The sequence below is a fragment of the Bradyrhizobium sp. ISRA436 genome (assembly GCF_029910015.1).
In the GTDB taxonomy this organism is placed as follows: Bacteria; Pseudomonadota; Alphaproteobacteria; order Rhizobiales; family Xanthobacteraceae; genus Bradyrhizobium.
Window position 1 is genome coordinate 2,250,707 of sequence record NZ_CP094519.1, and the last position, 23,026, is coordinate 2,273,732.

Annotated in this window: 19 protein-coding genes and 4 pseudogenes; 11 read left to right on the forward strand and 12 right to left on the reverse strand. The window is 64.5% G+C overall.

Annotated elements, in window-relative coordinates:
• The first annotated feature begins 99 nt into the window (after window positions 1–99).
• The gene (locus tag MTX23_RS10650; protein WP_280976587.1) at window positions 100–969 is read left to right on the forward strand and encodes an aldose 1-epimerase family protein; all 870 of its coding nucleotides are present in this window, start codon (window positions 100–102) and stop codon (window positions 967–969) included.
• A 38-nt stretch (window positions 970–1,007) separates the two neighbouring features.
• On the opposite strand, the gene MTX23_RS10655 is transcribed toward MTX23_RS10650, so the two are convergent.
• The 3 genes and pseudogenes from MTX23_RS10655 to MTX23_RS10665 form a co-directional block, all read right to left on the reverse strand.
• On the reverse strand, window positions 1,008–1,208 hold the full coding sequence (locus tag MTX23_RS10655) for a hypothetical protein (protein WP_280976588.1): 201 nt from the start codon (window positions 1,206–1,208) through the stop codon (window positions 1,008–1,010).
• A gap of 86 nt (window positions 1,209–1,294) precedes the next feature.
• Window positions 1,295–2,296 (reverse strand): annotated as a pseudogene (gene trpS / locus MTX23_RS10660) (tryptophan--tRNA ligase).
• A gap of 215 nt (window positions 2,297–2,511) precedes the next feature.
• Complete coding sequence (locus MTX23_RS10665; protein WP_280976589.1) at window positions 2,512–3,246, reverse strand: 3-oxoacyl-ACP reductase family protein; 735 nt, start codon at window positions 3,244–3,246, stop codon at window positions 2,512–2,514.
• 198 nt (window positions 3,247–3,444) lie between these two features.
• Between MTX23_RS10665 and MTX23_RS10670 the strand changes: the two genes are divergently transcribed.
• The 5 genes and pseudogenes from MTX23_RS10670 (at window position 3,445) to MTX23_RS10690 (ending at window position 7,561) form a co-directional block, all read left to right on the forward strand.
• Window positions 3,445–3,858, forward strand: coding sequence for a DUF3830 family protein (locus tag MTX23_RS10670; RefSeq protein ID WP_280976590.1), 414 nt, complete (start codon window positions 3,445–3,447; stop codon window positions 3,856–3,858).
• 1 nt (window position 3,859) lies between these two features.
• Complete coding sequence (puuE, locus tag MTX23_RS10675) at window positions 3,860–4,798, forward strand: allantoinase PuuE (protein ID WP_280976591.1); 939 nt, start codon at window positions 3,860–3,862, stop codon at window positions 4,796–4,798.
• A gap of 81 nt (window positions 4,799–4,879) precedes the next feature.
• Complete coding sequence (locus MTX23_RS10680; protein ID WP_280978037.1) at window positions 4,880–6,139, forward strand: allantoate amidohydrolase; 1,260 nt, start codon at window positions 4,880–4,882, stop codon at window positions 6,137–6,139.
• A 260-nt stretch (window positions 6,140–6,399) separates the two neighbouring features.
• Window positions 6,400–7,154: pseudogene (locus MTX23_RS10685) on the forward strand (IS5 family transposase).
• Between the two features lie 185 nt (window positions 7,155–7,339).
• Window positions 7,340–7,561: a hypothetical protein gene (locus MTX23_RS10690; protein WP_280976592.1), complete on the forward strand. Its 222-nt coding sequence runs from the start codon at window positions 7,340–7,342 to the stop codon at window positions 7,559–7,561.
• Here MTX23_RS10690 and MTX23_RS10695 read toward each other — a convergent pair.
• Complete coding sequence (locus MTX23_RS10695; protein WP_280976593.1) at window positions 7,509–8,480, reverse strand: LysR family transcriptional regulator; 972 nt, start codon at window positions 8,478–8,480, stop codon at window positions 7,509–7,511. The genes MTX23_RS10690 and MTX23_RS10695 overlap by 53 nt on opposite strands.
• An 86-nt stretch (window positions 8,481–8,566) precedes the next feature.
• Between MTX23_RS10695 and MTX23_RS10700 the strand changes: the two genes are divergently transcribed.
• Complete coding sequence (locus MTX23_RS10700; protein ID WP_280976594.1) at window positions 8,567–9,628, forward strand: putative sulfate exporter family transporter; 1,062 nt, start codon at window positions 8,567–8,569, stop codon at window positions 9,626–9,628.
• A 119-nt stretch (window positions 9,629–9,747) separates the two neighbouring features.
• On the opposite strand, the pseudogene MTX23_RS10705 reads toward MTX23_RS10700, so the two are convergent.
• The 3 genes and pseudogenes from MTX23_RS10705 to MTX23_RS10715 form a co-directional block, all read right to left on the reverse strand.
• Window positions 9,748–10,570, reverse strand: a pseudogene (locus MTX23_RS10705) (carbohydrate ABC transporter permease).
• Window positions 10,567–11,064 (reverse strand): annotated as a pseudogene (locus MTX23_RS10710) (sugar ABC transporter permease); the annotation flags it as partial. The pseudogenes MTX23_RS10710 and MTX23_RS10705, both read right to left, overlap by 4 nt.
• Window positions 11,065–11,074: 10 nt before the next feature.
• Complete coding sequence (locus MTX23_RS10715; RefSeq protein ID WP_280976595.1) at window positions 11,075–11,929, reverse strand: VOC family protein; 855 nt, start codon at window positions 11,927–11,929, stop codon at window positions 11,075–11,077.
• 75 nt (window positions 11,930–12,004) lie between these two features.
• Between MTX23_RS10715 and MTX23_RS10720 the strand changes: the two genes are divergently transcribed.
• The 3 genes from MTX23_RS10720 (at window position 12,005) to MTX23_RS10730 (ending at window position 16,031) form a co-directional block, all read left to right on the forward strand.
• Window positions 12,005–13,306: an FAD-dependent oxidoreductase gene (locus tag MTX23_RS10720; RefSeq protein ID WP_280978039.1), complete on the forward strand. Its 1,302-nt coding sequence runs from the start codon at window positions 12,005–12,007 to the stop codon at window positions 13,304–13,306.
• 188 nt (window positions 13,307–13,494) lie between these two features.
• Window positions 13,495–14,682, forward strand: a complete 1,188-nt coding sequence (locus tag MTX23_RS10725; RefSeq protein WP_280976596.1) for a 6-phosphofructokinase — start codon at window positions 13,495–13,497, stop codon at window positions 14,680–14,682.
• A gap of 203 nt (window positions 14,683–14,885) precedes the next feature.
• On the forward strand, window positions 14,886–16,031 hold the full coding sequence (locus MTX23_RS10730) for a fructose 1,6-bisphosphatase (RefSeq protein WP_280976597.1): 1,146 nt from the start codon (window positions 14,886–14,888) through the stop codon (window positions 16,029–16,031).
• Window positions 16,032–16,059: 28 nt separating this feature from the next.
• Here MTX23_RS10730 and MTX23_RS10735 read toward each other — a convergent pair whose 3' ends face one another.
• From MTX23_RS10735 to MTX23_RS10750, 4 genes are all read right to left on the reverse strand, one after another.
• Window positions 16,060–17,685: an ABC transporter ATP-binding protein gene (locus tag MTX23_RS10735; protein WP_280976598.1), complete on the reverse strand. Its 1,626-nt coding sequence runs from the start codon at window positions 17,683–17,685 to the stop codon at window positions 16,060–16,062.
• The gene (locus tag MTX23_RS10740) at window positions 17,682–18,512 is read right to left on the reverse strand and encodes an ABC transporter permease (RefSeq protein ID WP_280976600.1); all 831 of its coding nucleotides are present in this window, start codon (window positions 18,510–18,512) and stop codon (window positions 17,682–17,684) included. The genes MTX23_RS10735 and MTX23_RS10740 overlap by 4 nt, the downstream gene beginning before the upstream one ends.
• A gap of 2 nt (window positions 18,513–18,514) precedes the next feature.
• The gene (locus MTX23_RS10745; protein WP_280976601.1) at window positions 18,515–19,492 is read right to left on the reverse strand and encodes an ABC transporter permease; all 978 of its coding nucleotides are present in this window, start codon (window positions 19,490–19,492) and stop codon (window positions 18,515–18,517) included.
• Window positions 19,493–19,730: 238 nt separating this feature from the next.
• Complete coding sequence (locus MTX23_RS10750; RefSeq protein ID WP_280976602.1) at window positions 19,731–21,344, reverse strand: ABC transporter substrate-binding protein; 1,614 nt, start codon at window positions 21,342–21,344, stop codon at window positions 19,731–19,733.
• Window positions 21,345–21,779: 435 nt separating this feature from the next.
• On the opposite strand from MTX23_RS10750, the gene MTX23_RS10755 reads away from it, so the two are divergent.
• On the forward strand, window positions 21,780–22,079 hold the full coding sequence (locus MTX23_RS10755; RefSeq protein ID WP_280976603.1) for an HU family DNA-binding protein: 300 nt from the start codon (window positions 21,780–21,782) through the stop codon (window positions 22,077–22,079).
• Between the two features lie 159 nt (window positions 22,080–22,238).
• On the opposite strand, the gene MTX23_RS10760 is transcribed toward MTX23_RS10755, so the two are convergent.
• A complete protein-coding gene (locus MTX23_RS10760; protein WP_280976604.1) occupies window positions 22,239–23,018 on the reverse strand; it encodes an SDR family oxidoreductase in 780 nt (259 codons plus the stop codon).
• Between the last annotated feature and the right edge of the window lie 8 nt (window positions 23,019–23,026).

Here is a 23,026-nt window from a genome sequence, read left to right on the forward strand (position 1 = left end):
CCACCGATCAAACCGTGCCGGTGCGCGTCAACAAGGTTGACGCCGCGGCCGTGGTCGAACATCTCCTTTCGCGGCACACCTTAATCCGGCGAGGCGGGCATGAGCGACAGTCACACGCTGCACGGCGACAGGATCGCCGCGACCATTCTGGCGCAGGGCGCCGAATTGTCGTCGCTCAAGGGGGCCGATGGCGCTGAGCTGCTGTGGCAGGCGGGGTCGCAATGGCCACGCCACGCACCCGTGCTGTTCCCGATCGTCGGCCGGCTGAAGAACGACGCGCTGCGTCACGACGGCAAGACCTATCCAATGACGCAGCACGGGTTTGCGCGGGACCGGCGCTTCGCATGGCTGGAGCAGGGGGCGCGGTCCTGCAAGCTCGCGCTCACCGACGACGCCGACACCCGCGCACGCTATCCATTCGCCTTCAGGCTCGAAGTCACCTACCGGATCGATGGCGCAGATCTCGAAGTTACTTTCGATGTCATCAATACCGGCGAGGTGATGCTGCCGGCCTCGCTCGGCGGTCATCCGGCCTTCAACTGGCCACTGCTGCCGGAATTGCCGAAGGAGGCTTACACGCTGAGCTTCGAGAAGGACGAGCCCGCACCGGTCCGCGGTTTGAAGGATGGGTTGATGCGGCCGCAAGCCGAACCCAGCCCGATTAGGGGCAGGACGCTCGCATTGTCGGAACGGTTGTTCGACGACGACGCCATGATCCTCGATCAGGTCGCGAGCACGTCGGTTCGCTTTACCGCCGGGCAAGGCCCCGCGATCGAAGTCTCCTGGAATGGCTTTCGCGAACTCGGCATCTGGTCGAAGGTGGGCGGTGCGCCGTTCCTCTGCATCGAGCCCTGGCATGGTTTCGCAAGCCCGGCGGAGTTCGACGGCGAATTTGCCGACAAGCCCGGCCTGATGCACATCGCGCCGGGTACGCGACGGTCGCTCAGCTATCGCATCCGCGTCAGCTGAATGCCGGACCGCGGCTCATTAGGCTGCAAAACAGGTGATCAATGCGCGCGGCCTCCGAGCACGCTCGTGATCCCGCTGACCGATGGTGGGTTCTCGCGCGCCCATGCCTCATGCGCTGCCAGATCCCGGTAGTGGTCAGCCATGCGCAGCAGCCGTTCGCGGATGCTCTGGTCCTTCTCGTCCTTGGCCTGGTCGGCCAATTGCGAGGCCCGTTCGAGAAGCGCTTTCGGATCGATCACGGCAAGCTCCAAATCCGGTTTCGCCTGGCAATCAACGACTGCAGACAAGCACGGTTCCCGCACGGTTTGATGACAGCCTTACTGCGTCACAGCTGGAACAAGCCGAGCCCCTCCATCACGTCGCGCTTGGTGCGCTCCGTGATCCCTCTGCCCTTCAGGGTTCCGCGCCTGATGATACCGACGACGTGATCAGGATCTGTCGCCAGTTCGGCGCGCCGCGCCCGGATCGGGGCGATCAGCTCCTGGAGAATGCCCTCCAGACGCCGCTTGACGGTGGTATCGCCGAGGCCGCCGTGCCGATAGCGCGCCTTCAAATCCTCGACGGCATCGCGATCGTCGTCGAACGCGTCGAGATAGGTGAAGACGACATTGCCCTCGACCTTGCCGGGATCGGTGACGTGCAGATGATCGGGATCGGTGAACATCGCGTGCACGGCGGCCGAGATCTCATCGGGCGAGGCCGAGAGAGGAATGGCGTTGCCGGCGGACTTGCTCATCTTTGAACGTCCATCAATACCTGGCAGCCGTCCCGCGCGCGGGATGATCGCCTGCGCCTCCGGCAAGAGCTCGCGGCCGGCCAGCGCGTTGACACGCCGAACGATCTCGTTGGTCTACTCGATCAAGGGAGCCTGGTCCTCACCGACCGGAACGATGGTTGCGCGGAAGGCGGTGATGTCGGCGGCCTGCGCCGCCGGATAGCAGAGGAAGCCGGCCGGTATGTCGCGCCCGAAGCCGCGCGCGCGGATTTCATCCTTGATGGTTGGATTGCGCTCGAGTCGCGCGACCGTGACGAGGTTGAGGTAGAGCATCTACAGTTCCGCGAGCGCGGGCAGCTGGGATTGCAGACAGATCGATGTTCGGGCCGGATCGATGCCGACGGCGAGATAGTCCAGCGCGACCTCGATGACGTTGTTGCGAACCTTGCCGACGTCATGGGCATTGTCGGTGAGCGCCTGCAAGTCGGCGAGCAGTAAGAACTGCTCGTGCGTTTCCTGAAACGCGAGCCGGCTTTTCAGTGAGCCGGCATAGTGGCCGAGATGCAGCGGGCCGGTGGTGCGGTCGCCGGTGAGAATGACTGACTTGGTCATCGGTATCTCCATTCGATTTGGAATGGGGACGCCGCATTGCGAGCTGGATGACATAAAAAAGGCCGGCCGATGCGGCGGCCCCGAAAATGCATGAACGCGTTCGGCCCGCCTGTCAGAAGGCGCGCCACCAGAAATTGGCGATCAGGATCGAACGGTTCATACGCTAACGCGTAGGGCAAACCGGCGATGTGGTCAAGACGGCAAGGAGACGTGTGCTAGTTGAACGCCATGCCGCCGCTCATCGCAATCGTCTGGCCGGTCATGTAGGGATTGTTGACCAGCAGCATCACGGCCTGCGCGACCTCTTCGGAGGTGCCGAAACGTCCCAACGGAATCCGGCTGACCAGCGCGGTCTGCCCTTTCATCATGTCGGTCTCGATCAGCGACGGCGCGACGGCGTTCACGGTGATGCCTTCCTTGACGAGCCGCGCGGCATAGCCGCGGGTCAAGCCTTCGATGCCGGCCTTGGATGCGTTGTAGTGCGGCCCGATCGCGCCGCCACCGCGCGCGGCGCCGGAAGAGATATTGACGATGCGGCCCCATTGCTTGGTTCGCATCATCGGCAGTACGGCCTGCGTGCACAGGAAAACCGATTTGAGATTGACCGTGATGGTGCGATCGAAGTCCTCCTCCGTGAGATCGTCGACGCCCTTGACGATCGCGATCCCGGCATTGTTGACGAGGATGTCGACCGGGCCGAGTTCGGATCGTGCGCGCTCGACCATATCAGCGACGGCTGAGGCTTCCGACACGTCGGCGCCGATCGCGACAGCCCGGCCACCGGCCGCGGTGATGCCCTTCGCCAGCGCTTCGGCCTCGGTTGCACGCTCGCGATAGTTGATTGCGACCGCGGCGCCGGCTTCCGCCAGCATCTTGACGATCGCCGCGCCGATGCCGCGCGACCCTCCGGTCACGAGCGCCACATGTCCGTGCAGGCTATTTGTCGTCATGGAGACACCTCTTTCGCATCTCCTTTCAGGTTCGCAAACCGCGCTGCGCGGCGCAATGCAACCTTGCTCAAATCTGCGTTGGGGGCCTGTTCTGCGGCGAAAAACCCGGCCTGGCGGCCGGAATTGGCCTTGCGTCAGGCGCGGGCCGGCGGCAATGGTGGAGACATCATTCCCGCAAAGGCCACCCACGAGAGATCGATGAGCAAACTGATTGTCCGCGCCGGCGAGTTCACCTTTGACGCCCGTTTCGAGGAGCAGCTCGCGCCGAAGACGGTCGCCGCCTTCCGCAGGGCGATGCCGTTCGAGAGCCAGGCGATCCATGTGCGCTGGAGCGGCGAGGGCGTCTGGATGCCGCTCGGCGATCTCGATTTCGGTGTCTCCTACGAGAACCACACCAGCTACCCGGCGCCGGGCCAGATCATCCTCTATCCCGGCGGCATCAGCGAGACCGAGATTCTGCTCGCCTATGGCGGCGTGCATTTCGCCAGCAAGATGGGCCAGCTCGCCGGCAACCATTTCATCACCCTGACATCGGGGCTGGAGAACCTCACGACCTTCGGCAAGACCGTGCTCTGGAAGGGCGCGCAGAAGATCCGCTTCGAGGAAGTGTGATGTGACCGAGCCCCGCTATCCGCGCGATCTCCTCGGCTACGGCCGCAATCCACCCGATCCGAAGTGGCCGGAGGGCGCGCGGATTGCCGTGCAGTTCGTAGTCAATTTCGAGGAGGGCGGCGAGAACAACGTCCTGCATGGTGACCGCGCTTCGGAAGCGTTCCTGTCGGACGTGCTCGGCGCGCAGCCCTGGGTCGGGCAACGCCACGCCAACATCGAATCGATGTTCGAATATGGCTCGCGTGCGGGCTTCTGGCGGCTGTGGCGGATATTCACCGAGCGCAAGATGCCGGTCACGGTGTTCGGCGTCGCCATGGCGCTGAAGCGCAACCCGGACGTTGTCGCCGCGATGCAGGAGGCGGGCTGGGATATCGCAAGCCACAGCCTGCGCTGGGTCGAGCACAAGGACATGTCGGAAGCCGAGGAGCGCGAGGAGATCGCTCGCGCCATCGCCATCCATACCGAGGCGACCGGCGCGCGGCCGCTCGGCTGGTACACTGGCCGCTCCTCGATTAACACGCTGCGGCTGCTGATGGAGGCCGGCGGCCTGCGCTATCTCTGCGACTCCTACGCCGACGATCTGCCGTACTGGATCAAGGCTCCGGGAACCGAGCCGCATCTGGTGATCCCCTATACGCTCGACGCCAACGACATGCGCTTCGTCAACCCGCAGGGCTTCGGCGGCGGCGACGAGTTCTACACCTATCTGAAGGACAGTTTCGACGTGCTCTATGCCGAGGGCGCGACGTCGCCGAAGATGATGTCGATCGGCCTGCATTGCCGGGTGGTCGGCCGCCCCGGCCGTGCCGCCGCGCTGATGCGCTTCCTTGACTACATCCAGAAGCACGAGCGGGTCTGGGTGCCGACCCGGCTTGCGATCGCCGAGCACTGGCACGCCCATCTGAAGCATCTGGCGGACAATGCGTTTGAGATCGGATAGCATGCCATCGGTGCGAGCGCGGTCGCGTCAGTTCGGACGGATAGGATTGATGCGGTCACGCAAAGGAGCGGCATGAGCGAGATGGGAGCAGCAGCTGGACACGAGCGGTCATCGCTCGGCGAAGAGATCGTGGCGCGGGTCGACGCGCTCGCTGCGATCTCCGAAACGCCTGAGCATCTGGCGCGGATTTTTCTGACCGAAGAGCACCACAAGGCCGCCGATCTGATCCTGTCGTGGATGCGTGAGGCCGGGATGAGCGCGCATCTCGACGCCATCGGCAATGTCTGCGGCCGCTACGAGGGCGAGCGGCCGGACCTGCCGTGCCTGATGGTCGGCTCGCATTACGATACGGTGCGCGACGCCGGCAAATGGGACGGTCCGCTCGGCGTCATCACGGCGATCGCCTGCGTCGCTAATCTGAACCGGCGTGGCAAGCGGCTGCCATTCGCGGTCGAGGTTGTGGGCTTTGCGGACGAGGAGGGTGTGCGCTTCGCCTCCACCCTGCTCGGCAGCCGGGCGGTGGCCGGCACCTTCGACGAGAGCGTGCTCAACACGTGCGACCGCGCCGGCACATCGATGCGCGATGCGCTGACCGAGTTCGGGCTCGATCCCGATCACATCGGCAAGGCGGCGCGCGCCCGCCGCGAGTTGCTCGGCTATGTCGAACTGCACATCGAGCAGGGGCCGGTGCTGGAAGAGAAGGGATTACCCGTCGGCGTCGTCACCGCGATCGCGGGCGCGACCCGGCTCGTGGCCAACCTCACCGGTGTCGCCGGCCACGCCGGCACCGTGCCGATGGCGCTGCGGCGCGACGCACTGGCCGGTGCGGCGGAATGCATCGTTGCGATCGAGGACTTCTGCAAGGCCGACACGGCTGGCCTCGTCGGCACCGTCGGCTGTATCAGCGCGATGCCGGGCGCGACCAATGTGATCCCGGGGAAAGTCTCCTTCACCATGGATATCCGCTCGCAAAGCGATGCGCATCGCGAGCGCGCGGTGGCCGGTATCTTGCAGCGGATCGAGGCGATCGCAAAACGCCGCGAACTGACGCTGCAGGTCGATGTCACTCATGAGAACCGCAGCGTGCCCTGCGCGCCATGGCTGACGTCGCAGATCGCCGATGCCGTCACGGCCGAAGGCTTTCCTGTGTTTGAGCTGCCGAGCGGGGCAGGGCATGACGGCATGGCGATGGTCGATATCGCCGATATCGGCATGATCTTCGTGCGCTGCCGCGGCGGGATCAGTCACAACCCGGCCGAGCATGTCGAACTCGCCGACGCCGAGACCGGCGCGCGGGTGCTGCTGCGCTTTATCGAGAACTTCCGGCCGCAGCCGGCCTGAGAAGTTGTGCACCGTCGCAGCTCGTCATTGCGAGGCGCGATAGCGACGAAAGCAGTCCATCTGTCCAAGCTTGCGGACAGATGGATTGCTTTGCGGAGCCTGTCATCGGGCGCGCGTTCGCGCGACCCGTTGGCTCACAATGACGGCGAAAAGGCAGTGCATGTGTCACGAGCCCGTTCGCTCTTAAGGTTTGTACTCAATCAGATGTATAATTTTACGTGGAGATATGATTCAAGCTCTGCATTTGCGGGGCTTGGATCATGGCGGGCGAGTTTTGGTTGAATGATCGGCAGTGGGCAGCAATCGAGCCCTTGCTGCCGCAAAATCAGCCCGGCGCTCGTCGAGTCGATGATCGCCGCGTGATCAGTGGCATCATCCATGTGTTGAAGTCCGGCTGCCGCTGGCGCGATTGCCCGGCAGTGTTCGGCCCTTACACGACCGTCTACAATCGCTGGAACCGCTGGTCGCGGCGCGAGGTCTGGCGCAATCTGTTCGAAGCACTTCGGGGCCTGTCGCCCGATGACGACTTCCAGGCCATCGATTCCACGACCGCCAAGGCGCACCGTGCGGCGGCCGGTGGAAAAGGGGGGCGGAGGCTCAGGCCATCGGTCGTTCCCGCGGTGGCAGGACCACCAAGATCCACGCCGTCTGCGACAGTCTCGGACGCGCCATCGCGCTCGAAGTAACGCCAGGTCAGCGTGGTGACATCCGCGCGGCGCTGCCCCTGCTCAGCTCTCTGCCACCACCGCGTTGCTGTGCGGCCGACACGGCCTATGACGCGAACGAACTGCGGCAATTCCTCATCGAACGGGGAACAACCCCGGTCATCCCAAACAATCCCACCCGAAAACGCTTCCATCCGTTCGACCGCGCCGCATACAAGCGGCGCAACCTCGTCGAGCGCATGTTTTGCAGGCTCAAGGACTGGCGGCGCATTGCAACCCGCTATGACAAGCTCGCCAGAAACTTCCTCTCGGCCGTCAATCTTGCTGCCGCTATCATTTGGTGGACCTGATTGAGTCCGGACCTTAGCCGCAGGATCGGCCTGAATCGGGCATTTTCGGGTCGGAGAAAAAAACTCTCCCTCGGCCTCGTCGCGCAAAAGACCCTTCCAATCCGCCCGCGCAAAAGGCATTGCGCTACCCTTGCTTCTGCACCCGTTGTAGCGACATCTTCAGGGCATTCCAGATGGTCGCGACAATGAGCCAATCCGCATTCGATCCCTTCGGCGAGCCGGTCCCCGCAATCGATCCTTCGATCGCGAGCGGGCGCGCGTCGAAATGGCTGAAGACGGCAGGCACCAGCGTGTTTTGGGCGCTGGTCGTCGGCATCGTGCTGGCGCGCGCCGTTTATTTCGAGCCGGACGTGTTCAGCTTCGAGCGTGCCGTGGCCTGGGCGCAGGGTCTGTTTGCCGCGCTTTGAGTGCCGGCTTGTGCGGCACCATCCTCGCGGCCCGCGCCTCCCGAATGATCCCTTCGAACGCGACCGCCGCCGGCACCTCCAGCCGGCCGGGCGATTTGAGTTGCCACAGCGTGCGCTCGATGTGGATCCCCTTGATCGGGATCACCTTCAGCTTTCCGAGCCTGACCTGATCGTCGATCGTCGCCATCGATACCATCGCGACCCCGACGCCTGCGGCCACCGCCTGCTTGATCGCCTCGGTGCTGCCGATCTCGAGTTTCCGTTGCGGCTCGACGCGGTGGGCGGCAAACGCCTGCGCGACCACCTCGCGCGTTCCTGAGCCGGGCTCGCGCACGATCAGGATCTCGTCGTTGAGCAGACGGATGTCGATCGGCCCTGCGGCCGCCGCGAAGCGGTGGTCGGGGCCTGCGATCAGGCCCATCACGTCGGTGCGCCAGGCCGCGCTGGTCAGGTTCTCGTCTTCCACCGGACCCTCGACAAGGGCGATCTCGATTTCATGCCCCAGCATCAGTGCGGCGATATCGCTGGTGTTGGCGCTGACCACGTGCAGGTCGATGCCGGGAAAGGCGCGGTGAAAGATGCCGAGATATTCCGGGATCATGTAGGTCGCGATCGTCGTGCTGGCGCCGATCCGCAGCGAGCCGCTGTCGAGGTTGCGCAGCGCCTGCAACGCGTCCTCCGCGGCTCGCTCGGCCGCGAACAGCGTCTCCGCATGCCGGGCCAGCGCGGCGCCCTCCCGGGTCGGGCGCACCCCCTTCGGCGTGCGGTCGAGCAGGCGGCAGCCGACCTGCAGCTCGAAATCGCGCACGCCCTTGGAGATCGCCGGCTGGCTGATGTGCAGCAGGTCGGCGGCGCGGGAGAAACTCCCGGTCTTCGCCACGGCCGCGAACAGGCGGAGCAGATGCAGGTTGAGGGACATAACTTCTCTCTATCGGGGCAATCCGAAAAGATATTAGCCAAAGAGCGCGCGATGGCGCATAAAATCTTCTCCGAAAAGGAGATTTCGTGCCGGAACCATCCAACGATCAGGGGCAGAAGCAGGACCCGCTCAAGCGGGCGTTCCACCTCATTCCAGGCATCCTCCTCTGCGGAGTGATCACGGTCATCTCGCTCGGCGTCCAGGCCGCCGAGGAGCGCATCTTCGACCATCCCTATATCGAGGCCCTGGTCGTTGCGATCCTTCTGGGCATGGCGGTGCGCACCGTCTGGCAGCCGTCGGAGCGCTGGCGCTCCGGCATCGCCTTCAGCGCCAAGCAGTTGCTCGAGGTCGCCGTGATGCTGCTTGGCGCCTCCATCAGCTTCGCGGCCATCGTGGCGTCGGGCTATCGCCTGATCGGCGCGATCGCGGTGACCGTCGTCATCATGCTGGCGGTGAGCTACAGCCTCAGCCGGATGCTCGGGCTCAAGGCAAAGCTCTCCGTCCTGATCGCCTGCGGCAATTCGATCTGCGGCAACTCCGCGATCGCGGCCGTTGCCCCCGTGATCGAGGCCGACGGCGACGATATCGCGTCCTCGATCTCGTTCACCGCCATCCTCGGTGTGCTGATGGTGCTGGGCCTGCCGCTGCTGATTCCGCTCCTGCAGCTCTCGGCCACGCAATACGGCATCCTCGCCGGGCTCACCGTCTACGCCGTGCCGCAGGTGCTGGCGGCGACCGTTCCGGCCGGCATCGTCAGCACGCAGCTCGGCACGCTGGTGAAACTGGTGCGCGTCTTGATGCTGGGCCCGATCGTGGTCGGCCTCTCGCTGTTCGTCGCGCGGCGTCGCAGGCGCAAGGCGAACGCCGACAAGGCGGTGTCGATCAGCCCGTTCAAGCTGGTGCCCTGGTTCATCATCGGCTTTCTGGTGCTGGCCGCGCTGCGCTCGCTCCAGCTCGTGCCCGACATCGTGATCGCGCCGGTGACGAAGACCGCGGCGATCCTCACCGTCGTCTCGATGGCCGCGCTCGGGCTCGGCGTCGACGTGCGCGTGCTCTCGACCGTTGGCGGCCGGGTGACGGCAGCCGTCACGCTGTCGCTCCTGCTGCTGCTTGGCCTGAGCATTGGGCTGGTGCATTTCTTCAGATAAGCACAGGAGTCCTGCCCCGGAGGGGCGATCGCGGCCGAAGGCCTCAAGATGATCAAGGCCTAAGGTGGCATCTTCGGCTGTGTCGCCGATTCAGCCGCCATGCTGAAAGCGCTTGACGACTAGCCGCCCCTGACCGCGCCTGCGGTGAGCCCAGCGACGATCTGCCGCTGCGCCATCACGGTGAGCAGCAGCACCGGCGCCGTCACGATCAGCGCGGCCGCGGCGAGCGGGCCCCAGCTCAACTGGTCGAACGAGATCATGTTGTAGACCGCAACCGGCAGCGTGCGTGTCTCGCGCCCGGCCAGCACGATGCCGAACACGAAGTTGTTCCAGGAGAAAATCACGGCAAGGATGAAGGCGACTGCGAGCCCCGGCTTGGCGATCGGCAGCGCGACGTGGCGGAACACCTGCCAGCGCGTGGCGCCGTCGATCAGCGCGGCTTCCTCGAGCTCCAGCGGCGTGGTCTCGAAATAGCCGATCATGATCCAGATCACGATCGGCACCGTGACCACGAGATGGATGATGATCTGTGGCACCAGCGTGCCGAGCAGGCCGAGCCACTGGAACAGCAGGAACAGCGGGATCAGGTAGGACAGGCCGGGCGTGATGCGTGCGATCAGGATCACGATCGCCGATTTATGCGCGGCCATCCGTGCGATGCCGTAACCGGCGGGCACGCCGACCAGCATGGCGAGCCCGGTCGCAGAGCCGGTGACGATCAGGCTGTTGACAAAGTAGATCAGGGAACGGTTGGAGGCGAGCACGTCGGCATAGTTCTTCCAGGCAAAATTCTCCAGGATGAACACCGACGGGTAGGGCGTTGTCGATCTCGAATTTCAGCGACAGCGAGGCCATCCAGAGGAAGAACAGGATCGCCGGCGAGACGATGACGAACACCGACAGCCACAGCCCGATCTGGCCGAGGAACTGACGCAGATTCATGCGCCGCCTCCAAGCTCTGCTGTCCACAGCATGCGCTTGCGCAAATAGAGCAGGAGGGCAGCCAACGCGACGATCAGGAGGAAGAACACCACGGCGATGGCGGAGCCGTAGCCGAGGTCGTAATAGACGAAGGCGACGCTGTAGAGATAGACGTTGATGGTCTCCGACGCCGAGCCAGGTCCGCCTTGTGTGATCGCGAAGATGATGTCGAAGCTTTTTACCGCATCGATCATGCGGATCATGCCGGCGATGAACAGGAACGGCATGATCAGGGGCAGGGTGATGAAGCGGAACACCTGCCAGAAACTGGCGCCGTCGATCTGCGCGCTCTCGTAAGGCTCGGTCGGGATCGCGGCGAGGCCGCCGAGCACGATCAGCATCACCAGCGGCGTCCACTGCCAAGTCTCGACCAGCACCAGCGACGGGATCACCGTCGTCGGGTTGAACACCCAGAGCTGCGGCGGCAGGCCGACCAGCGAGAGCAGGTAGTTCAAGTCAGGCCGGCTATGCCTGGACGAAGGCGAGCAGGGTGCCGTTGGCCGCAGCCGGCGGCACGCAGATGCTGCTGCCGCTGCTCACTCCAGTCCCGCCCAGCGCCGTTTTCGTCGCCGCGAGGTCGGCCGCGATCACAAGGCCCGCGCCGCCGCGATCGGGGAGGCCATCCAGCGAGACGCCGGGATAGCGCTTGCCGAGCTGGTCCTTGGTCAGGAAGACGAAGTCGGCGCGATCCCCGCCGGAGGGCACCGCAATCGCGCCGTCGGCCTCATTCCTCACAGCGACATCGATCATGTCAGACAGATGCGCCGCTTCGGTTGTCGGGTCCGGCGAGACGATCAGCACCTGCCTGAGGCGTTTTGCCCCATTGGCGTGCGTCATCAGCTCGGGGATCCACACTGTCTCCCGCGTCTTGTGCTGGCAGGCAAAGATGCGGACGCCGCCGGGCGCTTCCGCGGTCGGCCATTGGAAGGTGCGGAATTTTGCCGCGGAGACCGTGCCGTTCGGCAGCGTCACCGGACGCTCGAAATCGGTCGGGCCGATCGGCGCATAGCCGCGGGCGCGGATTTCCTCGGCGCCGGCCGCCGAATCCACCGCGGTGAACGCGATCCGCTCGATGCCTTCGCCGCGCTTCTCCAGGAAGGCACGCGCCGGAGCATTATGTTCTGTCGGCGTCAGCACGCCGAGCAATTCCATGTAGTCGGGATCGAACATGATGGTGTAGTTGCCCGATCCCATATGCGCGCTGTGGGTGCCGCGCGGCGACACGGTGAAGCCGAGCCGCTTGTAGTTCTCGGCGGCCTTGTCGAGGTCCTTCACCATGACCACGGCGTGATCGATTCCGATGACGTTCTTGAGTGCCACTTCTTGTCTTTCCCCGGCTGGAATGAAGGAATAAAGCTAACCAGAACGATCGGGCGCCCGCAAGAAAGGATCATGATGAGCAGCAATGCCGTACGCTGGCCCAATTCGCTCTGGGCCGCGGTGACACCGTCCGGCCCTGATTGTCCCGAATTGACCGCCGCGCAGCAGGCCGATGTGGTCATCATCGGCGGCGGCTTCACCGGCCTGTCGACGGCGCTGCATCTGCGTGAGGCCAATGTCGATGTCGCGATCGTCGAGGCCGCCGAGCCGGGCTGGGGTGCCTCGGGCCGCAACAACGGGCAGGTGATCCCGACGTTGTCGCGTCCCGATCCCGAGGATATCGTCGCCAGGCATGGCGCGGCCGGCGAGCGCTTCGTCGCGATGCTGCGCGACAGCGCCGCAACGCTGTTCGACATCGTCAGGCGCTACAATATCGAGGCCGAGCACGAGCAGGCCGGCTGGGTGCAGCCGGTGCATTCGCCGGGCCGGATCAAGATCGCGGAGCGGCGCGTCCGGCAATGGTCGAAATTCGGTGCGCCGGTCGAATTGCTGTCACGCGACCAGGTCCGGGACATGCTCGGGTCGGATGCCTGGTACGGCGGGTTCTGGAACAGGACCGGCGGCCACATCAATCCGCTGGCGCTGGCGCGGGGCCTGGCGCGCACCGTGCTCGGTCTCGGCGCGCGCATCTACGCCCGTTCGCCGGCGACAAGTTTCGAGCGACGCGGCGACCGATGGGTGGTGAAGACGGAGAGGGGCGAAATCTCCGGCCGTGCGCTGGTGGTCGCGACCAACGCCTATAGCGGCGAGTTTTCGACATCGCTAGTGCCGCAGATCGCCCATGAGGTGATGCCGGTGCTGTCCTGGCAGATGGCGACCCAGCCGCTGTCGGACAATGTCCGCAAGATCATTATCCCTGGCCGGCTTGCGATGTCGGACACCCATGGCGAGCTCTATTTCGCGCGCTACGACGCCCGCAACCGCCTCGTCACCGGCGGCGCGGTGATCGGTCCAGGCGACAAGGCCGCGCGGCTGAAGGCGCGGGTGACGGAGCGGCTGCAGCGGCTGTGGCCGCAGATCGGCGACGTTTCGTTCGACTACGTCTGGAACGGTTATGTCGGCATGACCTCCGACTTCCTGCCGCGCATCCACCGGCTTGGGCCCAATGCCTTTGGCTGGACCGGCTGCAACGGCCGCGCCGTTGCGCTGACGATGCCGCTCGGCCGGGAGCTGGCGAAGGCGGTGCAGGGCGTGCCCGACGGCGAGCTCGCGCTGCCCTTCACCGAGCCGGTGACGATCCCGGCGCACGGCCTGATGCGCAAGCTCGCGCCGCTGATGCTCTTGGTCTATCGCCGCCGCGACGCGCGGGAGATGTGATGTAGAGAATGGAGGGCCGGCCGCCCGAGTTGGAGACTGGTCAGACAACGTCGCGCTCCGAAGAATGGAGGCCAATCAGGTGCGGCCGAGCGCTGCGTTCACGAGGATTCCGCCGCTGGTGGACAATCTCATGGAAACCACGACCTGACGCAGGCGTTATTGCCACATACCGATCCTGGGAGGAGGGCATGGCGAGGAAGCGCATTGGTATTCTCACGGGCGGCGGCGACGTCCCCGGCCTCAACGCAGTGATCAAGAGCGTGACTTATCGCGGCAGTGAGGACGACATTGAGGTCGTCGGTCTCCGCCGTGGTTGGGAAGCCCTTACCCACCTGAACCTCGACGACCCCGCGAGCAAGTCCCACTACGTGATCCCGCTGAACCGCGAAAACACGCGCGTCATCGACCGGCGCGGCGGCACCGTGCTGCACTCGAGCCGCACCAATCCCTCCAAAATGAAGAAGTTGCCTGATCATCTCGCGGGCGAGGGCTTTCCGGTTTCCCAGAGCACCAAGGGGGGTATCGCGACCAGGACGTGGGACCTCACCGGCCAGGTGCTGGCAAACCTCACGGGGCTCGGCATCGAACATCTGATCGCCATCGGCGGAGATGATACGCTCAGCTATGCGGACAAGCTCAATGGACTCGGCGTCAAGATCATTGCCATTCCCAAGACGATGGATAACGACGTCCGCAACACCGAATACTGCATCGGTTTCTCGACCGCGATCACGCGAGCGAGCGATGCCATCCAGCGGCAACGCACCACCGTTGGCTCGCACGAGCGAATTGGCATTTTCCGCATCTTTGGTCGCGATGCCGGATTTACGGCACTCTACACCGCATACGCGACCTCGATCCGATGCGCCATACCGGAGTACAAGGTCAGTCTCGACAAACTGATCCGGCTTCTCCTCGAGGACAAGCACGCCAATCCGAGCAACTACGCGCTGATCGTGCTCAGTGAGGGAGCCGAGTGGGAGGACTACAAGGTGCAGGAATACGGCGAGCCTGACGCCTACGGTCACCGCAGGAAGGCGAGCGTAGCTGAAGCGTTCGCCGACGAGATCAAGCGGCGCACCGGCGAGGAGACCATCGTCTCTGACCTCACCTACGACCTGCGATCGGGCGATCCGGACTTCATCGACAAGCTTGTGGCGCTGACGTTTGGCAACATGGCCTACGATGCCATCCTGGAAGGCAAGTCCGGCCTGATGTCGGCGCTGGTCGAGGGCCGCTACGACCTCGTCCCCATCCCCGACGCCAAGCTCGGACCGCGCAAACTGGATGTGGCCAGCTCGTACAATAAGGAACGCTACCGTCCTCTCTATTCCAACAAGCGGGGGTTGCCGATCTTTCTCACCCGCGCGTCATAGCGCGGGAGGTGGTAACCCCATCGAGCATGACCGATTATTCCAAATGCGTCGTTGGCGCGTATCGACACGGATTCCAGACGGGCCATAATCCAGAGTGGAACTTATCGTAACAGTATAGGTTCTTTCTCGAATAGGCAGCGCCGTCGCCCCCGGCGCAGCGAGCGCCGAGGCGAAGGCGCTGAGCTGTGGTCGGAGGGATGCTCATGAGACTCACCATTTCGGTCATCAAGGCTGACATTGGCTCCGTTGGGGGACATACGAAACCATCTGCGCGCATGATGGCGGCTGTCGAGGGGGAGGTCGCAAATGCGATCGACAATGGTCTCTTGATCGACAGTTTCGTTCGCCATACCGGCGACGACATTGCGATCATCATGACGCACACGCGGGGCGAAGGGAGCTCCGAAGTCCATCAATTCGCCTGGAAGACGTTTCTCGCGGCCACTGCGGTTGCGAAGACCTCCGGGCTCTACGGCGCCGGCCAGGATCTTCTCGTCGACGCCCCTTCCGGAAACGTGCGCGGCGCCGGCCCGGCCGTCGCCGAACTCAGCTTCGACCACAGCCTCGCGGGCGCAAGACCTGCGGAGTCCTTCATGGTGTTCGCTGCCGACAAATGCGGTCCCGGTGCCTACAACCTGCCGCTCTATCTGGCCTTTGCCGATCCCATGTATTGCGCGGGGCTGATGCTGCCCCCGATGATCAAGGGGTTCCGTTTCCATATCATCGACATGGACAACACGGCCGGCGACAGTGTGATCGAACTCGACGCGCCCGCGGACGGTTACCACATTGCCGCGCTGCTTCGCGACAACGAACGCTTCGGCATCGATCGCATCGTCTCGAAAACCTATGGCGAGGTCGCCGTGGCCGTTTCAGCGCAGCGCCTTCACGCGATCGCGGGCAAGTATACCGGCAAGGATGATCCGGTCGCGATCGTCAGGAACCAGGGGATTTTCGCGGCGCCTGAAGAAATCATCTCGCCGTTCGCCAAGGCGCACTTCGTGGGTGGCGATGCGCGCGGCTCGCATGTGATGCCGCTCATGCCTGTGCCTCTCAACACGCCGGTGACGGGGATGTACTGCCTGCCGATCGTTTCCTGCGTCGGCTTTTCGATCGACAGGGAAGGGAAGTTTTCGGAGTCCTATACCGACTTCTTTGACAACCCGGCGTGGGACGAGGTCCGCCAGCGCGCCCAACGCAAGGCAATCGAGATGCGCAGCCAGGGTTGGTCTGGTGCCGCGATGCTGCCCTATTCCGAGCTGGAATATGGCGGCTTCCGCGACACGGTGTCCGGACTGCTGAAGCGTTTCCGGCTGCGCGAGGAGCGCGCGCCGGAAGCGGCCGAGTAGAGAGCTCCCGCGGACCGCGGGTGTCTGGCTACACGACTGCCGTGTCGTGCTCGCGAGCGAACGCGCCGCCTGGGATCGCTGATAGCAGCGCCTGCGTGTAGGGGGCCTGCGGATTGCCGAACACCTCGGCGGTCGGTCCTTGCTCGACCACGGCGCCATCCTTCATCACGGCAACGAGATCGCAGATCTGCGCCGCGACGCGCAGATCGTGCGTGATGAAGATGATGGAAAGCCCGAGCTGCTGGCGCAGCCCGGCGAGCAATTTAAGGACTTGCGCCTGCACCGAGACGTCGAGCGCCGACACCGGCTCGTCGGCGACCAGCACATCCGGCTTCAGCGCAAGCGCGCGCGCCAGTCCGATGCGCTGACGCTGGCCGCCGGAGAATTCATGGGGGAAGCGATCGCTGGCGGATGGGTCGAGGCCGACCAGCTCGAACAGCGTCTTGGCTTCCGCGATTGCCACGGCCGGATCCGCGCCATGCACGATCGGTCCCTGCGCGACCAGCTCGGCCGCTTTGCGGCGCGGGTTGAGCGAGGCGAAGGGATCCTGAAACACCATCTGGATGTGGCGGGTCTCGCGGCGGACCTCGTCGTGTCTGAGTTTCGCCCAATCCTTGCCGTCGAGCAGGATTGATCCGGTGTCGGGATCGATCAGCCGCACGATGCAGCGGGCCAGCGTCGATTTGCCCGAGCCGGATTCGCCGACGATGCCGAGCGTCGCACCGCGCGGCAAATGCAGCGAGACGTTCTTCACCGCTTCCGTCACCCGCGCACCGCGGCCGAGGAAGCCGCCGGTGCGGTAGGTCTTGGAGACGCGATCAATGGTCAGGACGTCCTTGCCCGAGAGGATACGTGGCGGCGGCGCCTTGAGCGGCGGCACGGCGGCGATCAGCTGCCTGGTATAGGCATGCTGCGGATCGCTCAGCACCCCGTCGGCCGTACCCTGTTCGACGATCGCGCCGTGCTGCATCACCACCACGCGATCGGCGATCTCGGCGACCACGCCGAAATCATGGGTGATAAACAGCACCGCGGTCTTCTTGCGCTGCTGCAGGTCGCGGATCAGCTTCAGGATCTGCGCCTGCGTGGTGACGTCGAGCGCCGTGGTCGGCTCGTCTGCGATCAGGAGCTTCGGGTCGAGCGCGAGCGCCATCGCGATCATGGCGCGCTGGCGCTGTCCGCCCGAGAGCTCGTGCGGATAGGCCTTCGTGGCGGCCTCGGGATCGGGAATGCGGACGTCGTCGAGCAGCGCCAGCACCCGCGCATTGATCTCGGCCTTCGACAGGCGGGAGTGGATCGAGAACATCTCGCCGATCTGGTCGCCGATGGTGCGCAGCGGATTGAGCGCCGTCATCGGCTCCTGGAATATCATCGCGATCCCGGCGCCGCGCACGTCGCGCATCTCGGCAGGGCTTGCCGCGCAGAGATCGCGGCCGTCGAACATCATCCGGCCCCGCTCGATGGTCACCTCGTTCGGCAACAACCGCATGATGGAGTTGGCCATCATCGACTTGCCGGAGCCGGATTCTCCGACCACGCAGAGGATCTCGTTGGAGGCGATCGAGAGCGAGACATCGGCGAGCGCATACGTCCGGTCCGCGCCTTTCGGCAGGCGGACCGTCAGCCCGTCGAGCGAAAGAACGGCGTCGCTCATCGGCTCTTCAACCTCGGATTGAACGCGTCGTTGAGGCCCTGGCCGACCAGCGAGACCGCGAGCACGGTGACGAGGATCGCAATGCCGGGGATCGCCGAGACGTACCACTGCACCCGCAGCACGTCGCGGCCGAGCCCGATCAGATTGCCCCAGGAGGCCACGTTGGGGTCGGACAGCCGCAGGAAAGCGAGCGCGCTTTCCAGCAGGATCGCGACCGCCATCACCACGCTGGCATAGACGATCACCGGCGGCAGCGCGTTGGGCAGGATTTCGCCGAGGATGAGCTGGATGTCCCGCATGCCAAGCGTCTTGCCGGCCTGCACGAATTCGCGATTGCGCAGCGACAGGAACTCGGCGCGGGTCAGGCGTGCCGGCGCGGGCCACGAGACCACGCCGACCGCGATCGTCACCGTCGTCAGCGTCGAGCCGAACACGGCGACCAGCACCAGGAGCAGCACGAAATTCGGCAATGTCTGGAACGCTTCGGTGATCCGCATCAGCACATTGTCGACCCAGCCGCCGTAGTAACCCGCGAAGGCGCCGACCAGGATGCCGATCAGGATCGCGATCACGGTGGCGACCCCGCCGATTAGAAGCGAGATCCGCGCGCCATGGAAGATCTGCGCGGCGATGTCGCGCCCGGAATTGTCGGTGCCGAGCGGGAAGCGCGGGTTGGAGAACGGCCAGATCAGTGGGCGCCCGGCGAGCGCCAGCGGATCGCGCGGATAGAGCCAACCCGCGCTGATCGCCATCGCGATGACGAGCAGGAGCAGGATCAGGCCGACGACGGCGGCGGGGCTGCGGAAGTAGCGTTTCACGGCGTCCATCGCTAGCCCTCCGCCGCGATGCGCGGATCGAGCCGCGCGTAGAGCAGGTCGACGATGAAGTTCACGGAGATGACGAGCAGGGCGGAGACGAACACGATGCCGAGCAGGGTGTTGAGGTCGCGCTGCACGACCGACTCATAGGCGAGGCGTCCGAGACCGGGCAGCGAGAACACGCTTTCCACCACCACCGAGCCGCCCAGCATGGTGCCGGCCTGCAGCCCGATCAGCGTCACCATCGGCAGCAGCGCGTTGCGCAGCACGTGGCGGGTGATGACATGGGTTTCGTCCAGCCCCTTGGCGCGCGCGGTGCGGACGAAATCGAGGTTCAGCACCTCCAGCATCGAGGCGCGCATGATGCGCAGATACACCGCGAGGAAGATCAGCCCGAGCGTCAGCGTCGGCAGCACGAGATGAGCGGCGATGTCGAGCAGGTGCCAGATCCCGGTCTGCACGGTGCCGATGTCCTCGAAACCGCCCGGCGGCAGCCATTGCAGGTAAACCGAGAACACCACGATTGCCATCAGGCCGAACCAGAAGGAGGGCGTGGCGTAGAAGATCAGGCCCAGTGTCGAGATCAGCGTATCAGGCCAGCGGTTGACGCCGCGCGCCGCGATCACGCCGAACACCAGGCCGAAGAAGAACGCGAACGACAGCGACGCGGTCATCAAAAGGATGGTCGGCGGGAGCCGCTCCAGGATCACGGTCGCCACCGGCTTGCCGTAGATCGAGGAGAAGCCGAGATCGAGCCGCACCAACCGCCAGAGATATTGCGCAAGCTGCACCGGGACCGAGACGTCGAGGCCGTAGAACTTGCGCAGCGCCTCCGCGGTCGCGGCGTCGCCGCTGCCCATCTGCGCCATCAGCGCGTCGACGGTGTCGCCCGGCGCGAGCTGCAGCAGCAGGAACACGCCGATCAGGATCAGGAACAGGGTCGGTATCGAGGCGGCAAGTCGCCGCCCCGCGAGGCTCAGGATACGCATGCCTTATTGTGGCTGATAAGGGGTTAGAGCGCGACGATTTTCGTCGCGCCATTTCGATCTATTCGTCAAGAAACTGATTTCAGCCGACTAGTCCGCGCCGGCCAACTCCTCATCCTGAGGAGTTTGCGCAGCAAGCATCTCGAAGGATGAGGCCGCTTGCCGCGCCTCATGGTTCGCCTGGCGATCCGAGGATCGTCCGGAGACGCGCTTCGCGCTCCTCGCGATGAGGGGTGAACCCTCAGGTCGAAAGCCAAAGATCGTACCAGCTCGTCGAACCCCAGCGCGGCGTGTTGGAGTGGTTGCGTGCTTTCGCCGTGATGACGGTGACGAAGATCTGCTCGATCGGCATCCAGACCGGCAGCTCGGTGTTCACCTCCTTGACGAACTCGGCATAGAGCGCCTTGCGCTTGGCCGGATCGAGCTCGGTCAAGGCGTTGTCGATGGTGGTGTCGACCGTCTTGTTCTCCCAGCCCCACTGGTTGGTCCACGGTGCGCCCTTGGGCTGGCCGGAGCGGTACCAGACTGTGGTCGAGACCGCGGGGTCGTTGCGGTACTGGTGCCAGCCGGTGGCGAGATCGAAGGCGTGGTCGCCATAGACCTGCTTGAGGAAGCCGGCGCCGTCATTGCGCACGATGTCGACCTGGATGCCGACCTCGGAGAGCGACTGCTGCACGAAGGTCGACCACAGCGAGATGTCCTCGCCCCACGGCGCCGGCAAGAGCTTCAGCGAGAAGCGATTGCCCCCGGTCGCCTTGTAACCGGCCTCGTCGAGCAGCGCGATCGCCTTGGCCTTGTCGTAGGGGTATTGCGGCGTGTTGGGGCCAGGATAGAAGTCGGTCGAGGTCGAGGGGATCGGCCCGGTGCCGAGCTTGGCGAAATCGCCGAGGAAGTTCTCGATGAAGAACGGTACGTTGATCGCGTGCGCGATGGCGCGGCGGACGCGGATGTCGGACAGCTCCTTGCGGCGGAAGTTGAACTCGATGGTGTTGGTGCGGGCGTTGCCCTCATTTCCCTTGGTGGTGACAATGAAGCGCTTGTCCTTGCCGAGCCGCGCCATGTCGGAGATCGTCAGCCCGGAGAACGGGCTGTACTGCAGCTCGCCGGCCTCCATCTGCGCGGCTGCGGCAGCGCGGTCGGTGATCACCTTCCAGACGATGCGGTCGAGATAGGGGGCGTTGGGTCGCCAGTAATCCGGATTGCGGTCGGCGATGATGTACTGGCCGCGCTCGTATTTGACGAATTTGAACGGGCCGGTGCCGACCGGCGCCAGATTGACCGGGTTCTGCCTGATGTCGCCGCTCTCATAGAGATGCTTGGCGGAGACGTAGCCGAGGTCGGGCAGAGCCCGGAGCAGCAGGTTCAGCGGCATCGGCCGCTCGTAGCGGAAGATCGCGGTCTGCGGATCGGGCGTGTCGACCGCGGTGAGGAACAGCTGCAGCGTCGATCCGTAGTTGAGGATCTTCTTCCACATGTTCATGGCGGTGAATTCGACGTCGGCCGAGGTGAACGGCTTGCCGTCGTGCCAGGTGACGCCTTTGCGCAGCTTGAAGGTGATGGTCTTGCCGTCCGGCGTCGCCTCCCAGCTCTCGGCGAGCACACCGACCGGCTGGCCGTTGGCATCGAGGTCGACCAGATTCTCCTGGATCTTGCCGCCGATGATGTAGACGCCGGTCGAAGCCTGGATGCTCGGGTTGAGCTGGCGCTGCTCGGCACCGTAATGGACGTTGAACACGCCGCCCTTGCGCGGGGTCTCCTGAGCAAAGGCCCGCACCGGATTGATGACGTTGGCCGCGATGGCGGCCGAGGTCAAAAGGGCCATGCGGCGGTTGATCTCGAGACGGGTCAAGTCCATACGCGGGTCTCCAAGGCTTACATAAAGGCTACATCGGATCGCCTGCCATCTGGTCACGGCGGGCTTTCGCCGATGTTACGATGGAAAGGGAACGCAAGTCATTTTCTAAAGCCTCGGCCTTTTGGAGGATCATTTCCAAAACCTGAAGTCGCACGCTACGGCGATCCGCAACTGGCATTTGCCCTGCGTCACGCCGCGCGTCGATGGCATCAATCGTGCGCGGTGATTCTCTCAGGGGGCCGGTTTTGCGCGTGTCGCGATGCGCGCAAACCCTGTTTTTTCAGGGGTCTGAAGCGCCTTGACTTGGAAAAACCCCGAAAAAATCGCTGATTCGGAGGCTGTCCACAGCGATATTGCTGGGGGGAGTGCAGAAAACCCTGTCTTTTTCGGCATTTTCCGCCATATCGTGCCCACTCCAGAATCAATGGAGCAACCATGGCTACCCAATTGTCGAAGTCGCAAGTGATCGAGAAGATCGCGACCACCACCGAACTCTCCAAGCGCGATGTCAAGAACGTGTTGGACACGCTCGTCGATGTCGGCCACAAGGAGCTGAAGAAGAACGGGGTGTTCCTCGTCCCCGGCTTCGCGAAGTTCGTCGTGGTCAAGAAGCCTGCGACCAAGGCGCGCAAGGGCACCAACCCCTTCACGGGCGAAGAGATGATGTTCAAGGCCAAGCCGGCCCGGAAGATCGTCCGCGCACGGCCGGTCAAGGCCGCCAAGGACGCGGTTTAAGAATAGAAGGCCTCCGGTGACGGAGGCCTTTTGCTTTTTGAGCCGTCGGTTGCCTGCCCGCCAGAGCGTTTTCGAGCGAAGCGGACACCGGTTCGCGTGAAGAAAGCGCGCCAAAGCACAACCTGGAGCGCCGGTCCTGACTGAATCGGGATCGGCGCCCTAGACCACCGGCGATCGGCCGCCGTCGACATTGATCGCGGTGCCGGTGATGTAGGAGCCCTGCTCGGACGCGAGGAAGCAGGCGAGGTTGGCGAACTCCTCCGCCGTGCCGATGCGGCCGAGCGGCGTGCCCCTGGCAAGGCCCTTCGCGAACTCCTCGAAATCCGTGGTCGGCGCTTGGGCGGCGTGGCGCTTGACCCACTGATCGCTCATGATCAGGCCGACCAGCAGCGCGTTCACCAGGATATTGTGCTCGCCGCCTTCATTGGCCATGACCTTGGTCAGTGCCATGCCGGCGGCGCGCGACACCGAAGTCGGCGCGGAGTGGCCCGCCGGCGCCTTGGCAAAAGTGTTGAGCACGTTGATGATGCGGCCCCATTTGCGCTGTTTCATCCCCGGCCACACCAGCCGGCTGAAGCGGATCGCCGCAAACAGCTTCAGGTCGAGGTCTTCCTGCCAGGCCTCGTCGCTGATGCTCTCGAAGGCCATGGTGCGCGCCGTCCCGGCGTTGTTGACCAGCACGTCGATCCCGCCGAGATCGGCGACGATCCGCTCATGGGCCTTGCTAATGTCGGCAGGCTTCGAGACGTCGCAGACGTAATCGCGCACCACAAGCCTGTCCTTGGCCAGCGTCTCGCGCGCGGTTGCGAGGTCGGCCGCGCCGCGGGCGAGGATCGCCACCCTGGCGCCGGATTCGGCAAACCGCCGCGCCACCGCGATCCCGATGCCCTTGCTGCCGCCGGTCACGACGGCGACGCGGTCCTTCATCGATAGGTTCATTGTTGTTC